Raw genomic sequence first — 11,793 nt, forward strand, 5'->3', positions numbered from 1 at the left:
AATAATGGCAAGTTTAGATGATCTTAAAAAAAGGATAGCCAGCGTTAAATCTACGCAAAAGATTACTAAGGCTATGAAGATGGTTGCAGCAGCTAAGTTAAGAAGAGCTCAAGAAAGTGCTGAAAAAGGCAGACCATATTCAGAAAAGATGAATAATGTCATTTTAAATTTGTCGAGTGGTATCTCAGATAAAGAAAATGCTCCAAGACTACTTGCAGGAACTGGTAATGATAAAGTTCATTTATGTGTTGTTATGACATCTGATAGAGGATTATGTGGAGGTTTTAACACTAATATAATTAAAAAAGCAAAAGCATATTTTTCTAAAATCAGTGAACAAGGCAAAGAGCTTAAAATAATTACAGTTGGTTCTAAAGGTAATGACCAATTAAAAAGAGCTTTTGGTGATAAAATAATTGAGAATATTTCTTTTAAAAATTCAAAAAACGTTAATTATTTTGATGCTGATAAAGTTGGAAAAATAATAATTGAAAAATTTGAAAAAGAAGAATTTGATGTTTGCACAATTTTTTATAACCAATTTAAAAATGTAATAACTCAAATACCTCAAGCTCAACAAATAATACCTTTAGAGGCAGAAAAGAATGATCAAGATCAAGAAGGTGGAAGCTATGAGTTTGAACCAGATGAAGATGAAATTTTAAGCAATTTATTGCCAAAAAATATTTCAACACAAATATTTAAGGCAATGTTAGAGAATTCAGCTAGCGAACAGGGCTCAAGAATGAGTGCGATGGATAATGCAACCCGAAACGCAGGTGAAATGGTTGATAAGCTTACTATTGAGTATAATAGAAGCCGTCAAGCAGCAATTACAAAAGAACTAATAGAAATCATATCAGGAGCAGAAAGTTTATAATTATGAGCAAAGGAATAATTACACAGGTTATTGGAGCCGTAGTCGACGTTAAATTTGAAGGTGAATTACCAGAAATTTTAACTGCATTAGAATGTAAAAATGGAGATAACAGACTTGTTTTAGAGGTAGCACAGCACTTAGGAGAAACTACTGTTAGAACAATCGCTATGGATGCTACTGAAGGATTAAAAAGAGGTGATGAAGTAGTAAATACAAATGCTCCAATTCAAGTGCCTGTTGGTCCAGAGACTTTAGGAAGAATTATAAATGTTATTGGTGAACCTATTGATGAAAGAGGAGATGTTAAAACAAAAGAAACATGGCCTATTCATAGAGCAGCTCCAGAGTTCAATGATCAATCAACTGAAACAGAAATTTTAGTTACAGGAATTAAAGTAATTGATTTGCTAGCACCTTATGCCAAAGGGGGAAAGATTGGTTTATTTGGTGGAGCAGGCGTTGGTAAAACTGTACTTATCATGGAATTAATTAACAACGTCGCAAAAGCCCACGGTGGTTTTTCAGTTTTTGCCGGGGTTGGAGAAAGAACTAGAGAAGGAAATGATCTTTATCACGAAATGATAGATTCAGGAGTAATTAAAAAAGATGGTGCCGGATCTAAAGCAGCATTAGTTTATGGTCAAATGAATGAACCTCCAGGAGCAAGAGCAAGAGTTGCTTTAACAGGTTTAACAGTAGCTGAATATTTTAGAGATCAAGAAGGTCAAGATGTGTTATTTTTCGTAGATAACATATTCAGATTTACCCAAGCTGGTTCAGAGGTATCTGCCCTTTTAGGAAGAATCCCTTCAGCAGTAGGTTATCAGCCAACTTTGGCAACAGATATGGGTAATCTTCAAGAGAGAATTACTACAACTAACAAAGGATCAATTACATCTGTACAAGCTATTTATGTACCAGCAGATGACTTAACTGACCCAGCGCCAGCAACTTCATTTGCTCACCTTGATGCAACAACAGTATTATCAAGACAGATAGCGGAAATTGGTATTTATCCAGCAGTAGATCCACTAGACTCTACATCTAGAATTCTGGATCCAAGAATTGTTGGTGACGAACATTATAGAGTTGCAAGAGAAGTGCAAAAAGTTCTCCAAACCTATAAATCATTGCAAGATATTATTGCAATCTTAGGTATGGATGAGCTTTCTGAAGAAGATAAATTAATTGTAGCAAGAGCAAGAAAAATACAAAGATTTTTATCTCAACCTTTCTTTGTTGCCGAAGTGTTTACTGGATCACCAGGTAAACTAGTTGATTTAGAATCTACAATTAAAGGATTTGCGGCTATTTGCAGAGGTGAGTACGATCATCTTCCTGAAGCAGCCTTTTATATGGTTGGTACAATAGAAGAAGCTGTAGAAAAAGCTGAAAAAATGGCTAAAGAAGCAGCAGCTTAATGAGTGAAGAATTTAAAATAGAGATAGTAAATCCCGAGAAATCTTTTTTTTCAAAAGAAGATGTAACTGAGGTAATGGTTCCAGCTTACGAAGGAGAGATGGGTCTTTTAAAAGATCATATTTCAATTATCTCATTTTTAAAACCAGGAATTATAAAAGTTAATTCTAAATCAGGTGAAGAAAATTTTTATGTTGAAGATGGGATTGTTGAATTTAAAGATAATAATCTTTCAATTTTGACAAGCTCCATCTTTAATATGAAAGAGATGAGCAAAGATAAAACTAGTGAAATGCTGAAATCTGCTGAAGAAGCGTCTGCTAGAGATGACTTAACCGATCAAAATAGATTTATACTTGATCAAAAAATTGAAGTTCTAAAAACAATTAATTAAGTATCTTTTTAACTTTATCTTTCACTTCTTTGTAAAGTTCTAACTTAAACTTAACAACCAAGTCAGTTATTTGGTCTAACTCAACCCATTTCCACTCTAAAAATTCTGGATGTTTAGTTTTGATGTTTATTTCTTCTTCATTTCCAGTAAATCTCATTAAATACCATTTTTGTGTTTGGCCTTTGTATTTTCCTTTCCAAATAATACCCAACAAATGATCAGGCAAATCATAAGTGATAAGCCCATCCAATTCACTAATTAGCTCTACAGATTTTATGCTAGTTTCTTCTTCAAGTTCTCTATAAGCCGCTGATAAATAATCTTCATTTTTATCGACACCCCCTTGAGGCATTTGCCAAAAATTTTTTGGATTATCTATTCTTTTAGCAACAAAAACTTTATTATCCTTATTTAATACAACTATTCCCACACCACTTCTATATGGCAAATTTTTAAACTCATCTTTCATTTATCCATTCAGAAGTTTAATTGCGTAATTTAATTGATTGTCTGTTTCTGTTTTTATTTTAAAGTCGTCATTCTCTTCATCTACTTGAATATCAGGTGTAACCCCAACCTCCGAAATTGATGTACCAGATGGAAGATAGTATTTTGCAATTGTAAGTCTAATAGCACCATCATTTCTTAAAGGAATTATTGATTGAACTGAACCCTTGCCATAGCTTCTATCACCTAGAATAATTGCTCTTTTATGGTCTTTGAGTGCACCTGCAACTATCTCAGAAGCAGAAGCAGATCCATAATTAATTAAAACTATTATTGGTTTTCCATCTGTTAAATCACCTTCTTTAGCGAACCATCTTCTATTTTCAGAACTTTTTCTTCCCTTTGTTGAAACTATTTCTCCATTATCAAGAAAAAAATCTGTTATCTTAATTGCTTGTGATAACAATCCTCCAGGATTATTTCTTAAGTCTAGAATATAACCTTTTAAATTTTTTTCCTTGTCAAAATCAGTAATTCTTTTTTTTATCTGTTGTGAGCTATTTTCATTAAATGAAGTAAGTCTTAAGTACCCAATATTTTTATCAAGTAAATCAGATTTAACTGATTGAATTTCTATGATTTCTCTTGTTAGGTTAAACGTTAATGCTTTTCTTTCTCCTCTTCTTCTAACTGTCAATTCTATATCTGAACCTACTGGACCTCGCATTAATTCAACTGCTTCTGTTAGACTTTTGCCTTGTACCTGAATATTGTTTATTTTAACAATGTAGTCCCCAGCTTTAAGGCCAGCTCTTGATGCGGGCGTATCATCTATTGGAGAGATAACTTTAACAACACCAGATTCCATACTTACTTCGATACCCAAACCCCCAAATTCTCCACTTGTTTCTGTTTGCATTTCTTGAAAATTATCAGGAGATAAATATGAAGAGTAGGGATCTAAAGATTGTAATAAACCATTGATAGCAGAGTCCATACTTTCTGATTGATTGATTTCATCAACATATTCTTCATTGATTTTTTCTAGCACCTCACCAAATAAATCTATTTTTTTATAAATATTGCTTTCACTACACAATGCTACAGAGGAAAAAAAAGACACAATTATAGCCAGCAAAAATAATTTACTTTTTTTCATATCATTACTTTTTCTTTTGGAATTAACTCAGACCACATTTTTTCAAGTTCATAAAATTTCCTTTTTTCAGGATGAAAAATATGAACTATTAAATCAATACCATCAACAAGTTTCCACTCAGTACTATCTTTCCCTTCGATTCTGGAGTCTGCTAATCCATTTTTTTTAAACTTATCTAATACTTGTTCAGATAGCGCCTGTATATGTCTAGAAGAGGTTCCGCTCGCTATTATCATATATTCAGCCATTGAGCTTTTATCTTTAAGGTCAATACTTATTATGTCTTGGGCTTTGTTTTGATCAAGTGTATCTAGAACCACTTGTTTTAGAGAATCAATTTTATCCATTAATTACTTTTAGATTATCAAATTTTTCTTAATTGAGAAGATGAAATGTTAACTTTTTTAAACTCCACAAAAGTGAGTTGGTCAGGTTTTTTGTTAATGTAAGTCTTTGATTTTAATGATTTTCTTTTATAACCCTGTCGATCGAATACCAGTATGTTACATTTTTTTGAAATTTCTTTTGATTTATACCATTTGTGAAAATTTATTAAGTTATCTGCTCCCATAATAAAATAAATATCAATTTTATCATTTTTTTTTAAATAGTTAATCAAATCAATAGTTTTATTTGATTTTATTATTTTTTCGTAAAATTTTATTTTTATATATTTCTTATCTTTTGTTACTTTTTTACATTCTTTAATTCTTTTAGATAAAGAGTTTTGACTTTTATTTTTAAGTGGGTTCTTTTCAGTGATAGCCCATATGATTTCTTTAAGACGAAATCTTTTTTTAGCTTCAATAGATATTGCTAAATGACCTTTGTGAGCAGGATCAAAAGAACCACCTAGTATACCTACTTTTTTTTTAGTCTCTGATCGAACCATTACTTTTAATTTGGTATTTATATGAAACTAATTGGTTTAGACCAACAGGCCCTCTTGGTGGTAATTTATTAGTAGAAATGCCGACTTCACCACCATAACCAAATTCCCCTCCATCAGCAAATTGAGTAGATGTATTATGCATTGCAATTGAGCTTTTTACATTATTTAAAAATCTTTGTGCTTTGATTTTATTTTTTGTAATTATCGCATCTGTATGCATTGTTCCAAATTTATTGATATGTCTGATCGCTTCATCTAAATTCTTGACAGTTTTAACTGAAACAATTGGAGCAAGATATTCAGTTGTCCAATCTTTATCTTTTGCAATTTGAACATTTCCTTTAAATTTTTTTTTAAACTTTAAATCACCTATTAATTTACAATTTTTTTTATAAATTTTTTCAAAGATTAAATTAATATTTTTTTGTGAAATTTTATCATTAACCAAAATAGTTTCAGTAGCACCACAAATTGCCGTATTTCTCATTTTGCTATTAAAAATTATTTTTGCTGCCATATTCATATCTGCTTCACTATCTATGTAAGTATGACAAATACCTTCTAGATGTCCAATTGTTGGTACTTTTGAAAATTTTTGAACTTTCTCAACAAGGCCTTTTCCTCCTCTTGGTATGATGACATCAATGTAGTTTTGCATTTCAGACAACATCAAATCTACAAAATTTCTTTTTTTAGAGTTGATAAATTGAATGTAATCTTTGTTAATATTATTTCTTTGTAATGCTAAACGAAATAAATCTGAAAAAACTTTATTAGTATTAATTGCCTCAGATCCTCCTCTGAGTATTACGGCATTTCCTGATTTAAAACACAGCGCTGAAACATCTGATGTTACATTAGGCCTGCTTTCATATATTACACCAATGACACCTAAAGGAATTGTAACTTTAGAAATATTAAGACCATTAGGTCTTTTCCAACTTTCTAAAATTTTGTTACAAGGATCTTTAAGTTTAATAATATTATTAATTGAAATTAAAATTTCATTAATCTTCTTTTCATTAATTTTTAAACGTTCAATTAGATTATCTTTAATTTTTTTACTTTTTGCGAAATTTAAGTCTTTATCGTTAGATTTCAAAATTTTGCTTTTATTTTTCTTAATTAAGTAACAATAATCTTTTAAAACTTTATTTTTAATTTTTTCGCTTATATTTTCTTGCAGAGCTAATTTTGATTTTTGTCCAATATTAAAAAGAGTTTTTTTCACTATAGACTCACCATATCATCTTTATGAATTACTTCAGATTTAGATACATATCCTAAAATTTTTACTATTTCAGTAGAATGCCTTCCTAATATTTTATTTATTTCCTCTGAAGAAAAAGATGTAAGACCTCTTGCAATTTCATTATTTTTTTTATTTAAAACTTTTATATGATCGCCTTTGTTGAATTTTCCTATAACCTTTTTTATACCAGCAGCCAATAAACTCTTTCCATTAGCTAAAGCTTTATTTGCCCCATTATCTATCACAACGGAACCTTTTGGTGAAATTGAACTTAAAATCCATTTTTTTCTAGCATCCAATTTAGAAATTTTCGGTTCGAATAAAGTATAATTATCGGTGTTCAATATATTTTTAATAGGATCATCTTTTAAGCCGTTTGTGATAATCATGTTGCATCCTGAAAGTTGACAAATTTTTGCAGCTTCGATTTTTGTTTTCATTCCACCACTTCCGTACTCATTTATGCCTTTTATATTTATTCCTTTTAAATCTTTATCAATATCTTTTATGATTTTAATTAACTTTGCTTTAGTGTTCTTTTTTGGGTTATCAGTATAAAGACCATCTACATCTGAAAAAATTATTAGATTATCAGCATTGACTATTTGAGCAACTCGCGAAGCAAGCCTGTCATTATCACCATATTTTATTTCACTTGTTGCTGTTGTGTCATTTTCGTTAACAATTGGCATATAATCAAGATTGAATAAGTTTTCAAAAGTTCGTCTTGCATTTAAAGACCTTCTCCTTTGTTCTGTATCTTCCAAAGTTAATAGTATCTGTGAAATATTAATTTTATATTTCTTAAATATTTCACTAAACAAATTCATTAATTCAATTTGGCCTATAGATGCCATTGCTTGACTTTTATCAAGTTTTAGATTTCTTTTTATAATATTCATTTTTTTACAACCCATAGCGATGGCACCAGAGCTGACTATAACAATTTTTTGATTTAATCTTTTTAATTCATTTACATTCTTAGCAAAGTTTGACAGCCATTTTTTTCTTATCTTTCTATTCTCATCAATTAATAAAGATGACCCAATTTTAAGAACTGTTATTTTTGAATCTTTAAGATGCATAATTTATAATTTTAGATTTTAATTTTGCTACTGAGTCTTTATTTAATGTAGACAAAGTTATGATTTCACAATCTATATTTTTAGAAAATTCCGAAATAATTTCATTCTGAATATCTTCATCAATTAAGTCTATTTTATTTAAAACAATTATTTCTTTTTTTTTTAACATTTCTGAACTGTAGCTTCCCAACTCTTTTTTCACTTGATCATAGGATTCTTTGATATCTAAATTAGTTATATCAATTAAGTGTAATAAAGACTTACATCTCTCTATGTGTTTAAGAAACTGAATTCCTAAACCAACTCCTTCATGAGCTCCTTCTACTAAACCAGGTATGTCCGCAAGAACTACTTCTTTATCATCGTAATTAGCAACACCTAAATTTGGGTTAAGAGTTGTAAATTTATAGTTTGCAATTTTAGGATTTGCATTAGTTATCGCAGCAAGCAAACTTGATTTGCCTGCATTAGGCAGTCCAATTATTCCAATATCGGCTATGGTTTTTAATTGTAACCAAATAGTAAACTCTTCTCCTTTAGTGCCTTTTGTTATTTTTTTTGGTGCTCGATTAGTTGAGCTTTTGAATCTTGTATTTCCTAAACCACCTTTGCCACCAGAGGCTGCAACAAATTGTTCGCCCTCTTTTTTAAAATCAAAAATTAATGTTTTGTTATCCTCTTCAAAAACTTGGGTACCAATTGGAACCTTTAAAAATAAGTCTTCTCCACTTTTTCCAGTTCTATTTTGACCAGCACCATTATCACCTCTTTGTGCTTTATGATGTTGCTGATATCTATAATCAATTAATGTGTTAAGATTTCTTTCAGAAGTTAAAATGATGGATCCACCATTTCCTCCATCTCCACCATCAGGTCCACCAAATTCAATAAACTTTTCTCTTCTAAAACTCGGTGATCCATCACCACCATTACCAGCTTTTATATATATCTTAACTTGATCTAAGAATTTCATAATACAACCTGTTTAAGTAGTTGTACTATTAATTGGGTTTTACTGAAACAAATGTTCTGTCTGATTTTGTTTTTTTGAATACAACTTTACCCTTGATCACTGAAAATATTGAATGATCTTTACCCATTCCAACATTTTCTCCTGGAAAAATTTTTGTACCTCTTTGTCTAACAATAATGTTTCCTGGGATTACAGACTCGCCACCATATTTTTTTACACCAAGTCTTCGACCAGCACTATCTCGGCCGTTTCTAGATGATCCACCTGCTTTTTTTGTTGCCATAATTTACCTTACTTTGAAGCCTCTTTATTATCAGTTTTCTTTTCAGTCTTCACCACTTTTTCAGCTTCAGATAAAACTTTTCCATCTTTTGAAAAGATTTTATTAATTCTTATTTTTGAAAACTCTTGTCTATGACCGTTTTTTCTTCTTGAGTTGTGTCTCCTTCTTTTTTTGAAGATTAAGATTGTTCTATTTTTACTATTTTCAATTAATTCAGCTTCTACTTTAGCGCCAGATACTATTGGAGCTCCCAATTCAATACTTTTGTCATCGCCATATGCAAGAATTTCATTAAATTCTATTTTAGAATTAGGTTTAGAATCTTGTAATTTTTCAATTTTTAAGATTTCACCAGCTTTTACTTTGTACTGTTTTCCACCTGTTTTAATTACTGCGTAAGACATATTCTGAATTTTTTTTAAGGCAATATAGTCTGAGAAGCCTTTTAGTCAAGCTGAATAACTTAAAAATTATCCTTTAAATCTCGAAGTTTTGAGAAATTTTCAATATCTTTAGCTCTTAGAAATATGTTGGTTGCAATTTCATCTTCTAAAGTAGTTGGAATCGTAGGCTTACCTTCAGAGCGCAACTTTTTGATTTTGATAATTTTTTCTTTTAAATCATTATTGGTTGGATCATGTTTCAAACAAAATTCTGAATTTTTTAATGTATATTCATGACCACAATAGATTAAAGTTTCCAAAGGTAGTTTTTTTATAATGTTTAATGAATTAAACATCTGTTCGTAAGTTCCTTCAAAAATTCTTCCACATCCTAGGGAGAACAGTGTATCACCAGTGAATAGACAATTCTCTTTTTCAAAGTAATAACAAATATGACCAGATGTATGACCTGGAATATGAAAAATTTTAGCTTTAAAGTTTCCAGCGCTCCAAATTTCATGGTCATTGAGCTTGATGTCTATTTGAGGAATTCTATCTTTATCACCTTCAAATCCAATTATTTGTGAATTAAATTTTTTTTTCAATTCTTCATTCCCACCAACATGGTCATAATGGTGATGAGTGTTTAAAATATATTTAAGATTAAACGCTTTTTTTTCTATAAAATCTATAATTGGATTAGCTTCACTTGGATCAACAACGCATGCTGTATTATTTGCTTCATCATACAAAATGTAGCTATAGTTATCGTTCAAACAAGGAATTGTAAAAATTTCCATTTTATTTTTCTAATATGAATATTCCAAGATTTGCCATTAAATTTTTAAAATTTAAATTAGCTTTACTAATTGAAGAAAAGCTATTTTCATTTAAGGCCAAAGACTCATTTAATTTAAAGTTATTTTTTTCACAAAATTGTACAAAATCTTTAATTGAACACATATGCAAGTTTGGCGTATTATACCATTCATCTGGTAAAGTTTCCGTGATTGGCATTGTTCCTTTGAATAATAAATGTAATCTAATTTTCCAGTAGCCAAAATTTGGGATTGTTACAACAGCTTTTTTTCCTACTCTTAAAAGTTCATTGATTACTTTTTCAGGATTTAAAAATGCTTGTAAAGTTTGACTTAGTATAACGTAGTCAAATGATTTGTCCGGAAATTGAATTAAATCTTTTTCTGCATCACCTTCTATTGTAGTAAGACCTTTTGATATACAAATTCTTACATTCTGTTTTGAAATTTCTAATCCTCTTATATCAATATGTTTTTCTTTTTTTAAATATTGCATCAACTCACCATCACCACACCCAACATCTAATACACGACTTTGATCTTTGATAAGCTTAGTTATAGTTTGGAATTCAAATTTCATTTAGTTAATTCCTCATAAGATTTATCCACAAAGTTTTTTAATACATTTAAAAAATCAGGCACATCTAATAGAAATGAGTCATGCCCTTTGTCAGACTCAATTTCAGCAAAACCTACATCTGCACCTATAGAATTCAATGCTATAACTATTTCTTTATTTTCTTGGGTTGGATAAAGCCAATCAGAAGTAAACGAAATTATGAAAAATTTTGTTTTTGTATTATTAAATGCCTTTGATAAGCTGCCCTCAAATTTCCTTGGCAAATCAAAGTAATCCATAGCTCTCGTAATATAAAGATAACTGTTTGCATCAAATCTATCTACAAAAACACTTCCTTGATACCGCAAATAACTTTCAATTTGAAAATCTGCATCAAATCCAAACTTTAAGTCATCTCTTTCTTGAAGTTTTCTGCCAAATTTATTTTCCAAACCTTTTTTTGATAGATAAGTTATATGTGCCGCCATTCTTGCAACTGACAAACCATTAGAAGGGTTTTTATTTTCTTTTTGATAGTCTCCATTTATCCAATTAGGATCAGCCATTATTGATTGTCTACCTAATTCATTAAAGGCTATATTTTGAGCTGAGTGACTTGACGTACAAGCAATTGGGACAGCTGTTTTTGCTTTATCTGGAAAATTACTTACAAATTGTAAAACTTGCATACCACCCATAGAACCACCTATTACAGAAAAAAGTTTATCAATACCAAAATGATCTAGTAGGTTAACTTGAGCATTAACCATATCATTGATAGTAATCACTGGAAAGTTTGTACCATAAGAATTATTAGTTTCTGGATCGATATGACTAGGACCAAACGAGCCCATACAACCACTTATTACATTAGCGCAAATTAAAAAATATTTATCTGAGTCAATTGATTTGCCTGGCCCAACTGCATAAGACCACCATCCATCTTTATTTGTGACAGGATTTTTGCCTGTAACAAATTGATCGCCTGTTAAAGCGTGAAATATAAGAATTGCATTATCTTTTTTTTCATTAAGTTTGCCATAAGTTTCATATGCTATTGGAAAATTATTAATTACTCTTCCACAGTCTAAAGTGAGCGGTTTTTTTACAATCAGCGTTTTAAAATCTTTAATCTTATTCATAAAATATAGCTGATTTGAATTGTGAGAAAAAAACTTTTTTAGCGGTTTTTTTATAGCGCTCGCAATTCAGTTAAATCAGCGCAAAAGTTTTGTACTAGAAGAGTATT

At 30.1% G+C, this 11,793-nt stretch carries 15 protein-coding genes; 3 read left to right on the forward strand and 12 right to left on the reverse strand.

From position 1 onward, the window contains the following. The first annotated feature begins 4 nt into the window (after positions 1 to 4). Genes ACTT9P_RS01700 through atpC form a run of 3 tightly spaced genes read left to right on the forward strand, consistent with a single transcriptional unit; the run spans position 5 to position 2,693 of the window. Positions 5 to 880: a F0F1 ATP synthase subunit gamma gene (locus ACTT9P_RS01700; protein ID WP_440908965.1), complete on the forward strand. Its 876-nt coding sequence runs from the start codon at positions 5 to 7 to the stop codon at positions 878 to 880. Positions 881 to 882: 2 nt separating this feature from the next. After that, the gene (gene atpD, locus ACTT9P_RS01705) at positions 883 to 2,301 is read left to right on the forward strand and encodes a F0F1 ATP synthase subunit beta (RefSeq protein WP_440908966.1); all 1,419 of its coding nucleotides are present in this window, start codon (positions 883 to 885) and stop codon (positions 2,299 to 2,301) included. Further along, positions 2,301 to 2,693, forward strand: a complete 393-nt coding sequence (gene atpC / locus ACTT9P_RS01710) for an ATP synthase F1 subunit epsilon (RefSeq protein WP_440908967.1) — start codon at positions 2,301 to 2,303, stop codon at positions 2,691 to 2,693. Before atpD ends, atpC begins: the two co-directional genes overlap by 1 nt. Here atpC and ACTT9P_RS01715 read toward each other — a convergent pair. The 12 genes from ACTT9P_RS01715 to metX are packed head-to-tail and all read right to left on the reverse strand — an operon-like array spanning position 2,686 to position 11,686. Further along, positions 2,686 to 3,162 carry an RNA pyrophosphohydrolase gene (locus tag ACTT9P_RS01715; RefSeq protein ID WP_440908968.1) on the reverse strand — a complete coding sequence of 159 codons (477 nt, stop codon included), beginning with the start codon at positions 3,160 to 3,162 and terminating at the stop codon, positions 2,686 to 2,688. The two genes, atpC and ACTT9P_RS01715, sit on opposite strands and share 8 nt — an antisense overlap. Beyond that, positions 3,163 to 4,299, reverse strand: coding sequence for a S41 family peptidase (locus ACTT9P_RS01720; RefSeq protein WP_440908969.1), 1,137 nt, complete (start codon positions 4,297 to 4,299; stop codon positions 3,163 to 3,165). Continuing rightward, positions 4,296 to 4,646, reverse strand: a complete 351-nt coding sequence (gene rsfS, locus ACTT9P_RS01725) for a ribosome silencing factor (RefSeq protein ID WP_440908970.1) — start codon at positions 4,644 to 4,646, stop codon at positions 4,296 to 4,298. Before rsfS ends, ACTT9P_RS01720 begins: the two co-directional genes overlap by 4 nt. A gap of 17 nt (positions 4,647 to 4,663) precedes the next feature. Next, entirely contained in the window at positions 4,664 to 5,191 is a 528-nt protein-coding gene (nadD, locus tag ACTT9P_RS01730; protein ID WP_440908971.1) for a nicotinate (nicotinamide) nucleotide adenylyltransferase, read from the reverse strand. Next, positions 5,172 to 6,422, reverse strand: coding sequence for a glutamate-5-semialdehyde dehydrogenase (locus ACTT9P_RS01735; protein ID WP_440908972.1), 1,251 nt, complete (start codon positions 6,420 to 6,422; stop codon positions 5,172 to 5,174). Before ACTT9P_RS01735 ends, nadD begins: the two co-directional genes overlap by 20 nt. Then, a complete protein-coding gene (gene proB / locus ACTT9P_RS01740) occupies positions 6,422 to 7,528 on the reverse strand; it encodes a glutamate 5-kinase (protein WP_440908973.1) in 1,107 nt (368 codons plus the stop codon). Before proB ends, ACTT9P_RS01735 begins: the two co-directional genes overlap by 1 nt. Next, a complete protein-coding gene (gene cgtA, locus ACTT9P_RS01745) occupies positions 7,518 to 8,501 on the reverse strand; it encodes an Obg family GTPase CgtA (RefSeq protein WP_440908974.1) in 984 nt (327 codons plus the stop codon). Before cgtA ends, proB begins: the two co-directional genes overlap by 11 nt. Before the next feature lie 28 nt (positions 8,502 to 8,529). Then, a complete protein-coding gene (rpmA, locus tag ACTT9P_RS01750) occupies positions 8,530 to 8,784 on the reverse strand; it encodes a 50S ribosomal protein L27 (protein WP_014952642.1) in 255 nt (84 codons plus the stop codon). Between the two features lie 8 nt (positions 8,785 to 8,792). Then, complete coding sequence (gene rplU / locus ACTT9P_RS01755; RefSeq protein WP_440908975.1) at positions 8,793 to 9,188, reverse strand: 50S ribosomal protein L21; 396 nt, start codon at positions 9,186 to 9,188, stop codon at positions 8,793 to 8,795. Between the two features lie 59 nt (positions 9,189 to 9,247). Further along, positions 9,248 to 9,967, reverse strand: coding sequence for a hydroxyacylglutathione hydrolase (gene gloB, locus ACTT9P_RS01760; protein WP_440908976.1), 720 nt, complete (start codon positions 9,965 to 9,967; stop codon positions 9,248 to 9,250). Position 9,968: 1 nt separating this feature from the next. Then, the gene (gene metW, locus ACTT9P_RS01765; protein ID WP_440908977.1) at positions 9,969 to 10,565 is read right to left on the reverse strand and encodes a methionine biosynthesis protein MetW; all 597 of its coding nucleotides are present in this window, start codon (positions 10,563 to 10,565) and stop codon (positions 9,969 to 9,971) included. Beyond that, the gene (metX, locus tag ACTT9P_RS01770) at positions 10,562 to 11,686 is read right to left on the reverse strand and encodes a homoserine O-acetyltransferase MetX (protein ID WP_440908978.1); all 1,125 of its coding nucleotides are present in this window, start codon (positions 11,684 to 11,686) and stop codon (positions 10,562 to 10,564) included. The genes metW and metX overlap by 4 nt, the downstream gene beginning before the upstream one ends. Positions 11,687 to 11,793: the final 107 nt, after the last annotated feature.

This window comes from Candidatus Pelagibacter sp., assembly GCF_052048095.1.
In the GTDB taxonomy this organism is placed as follows: Bacteria; Pseudomonadota; Alphaproteobacteria; order Pelagibacterales; family Pelagibacteraceae; genus Pelagibacter.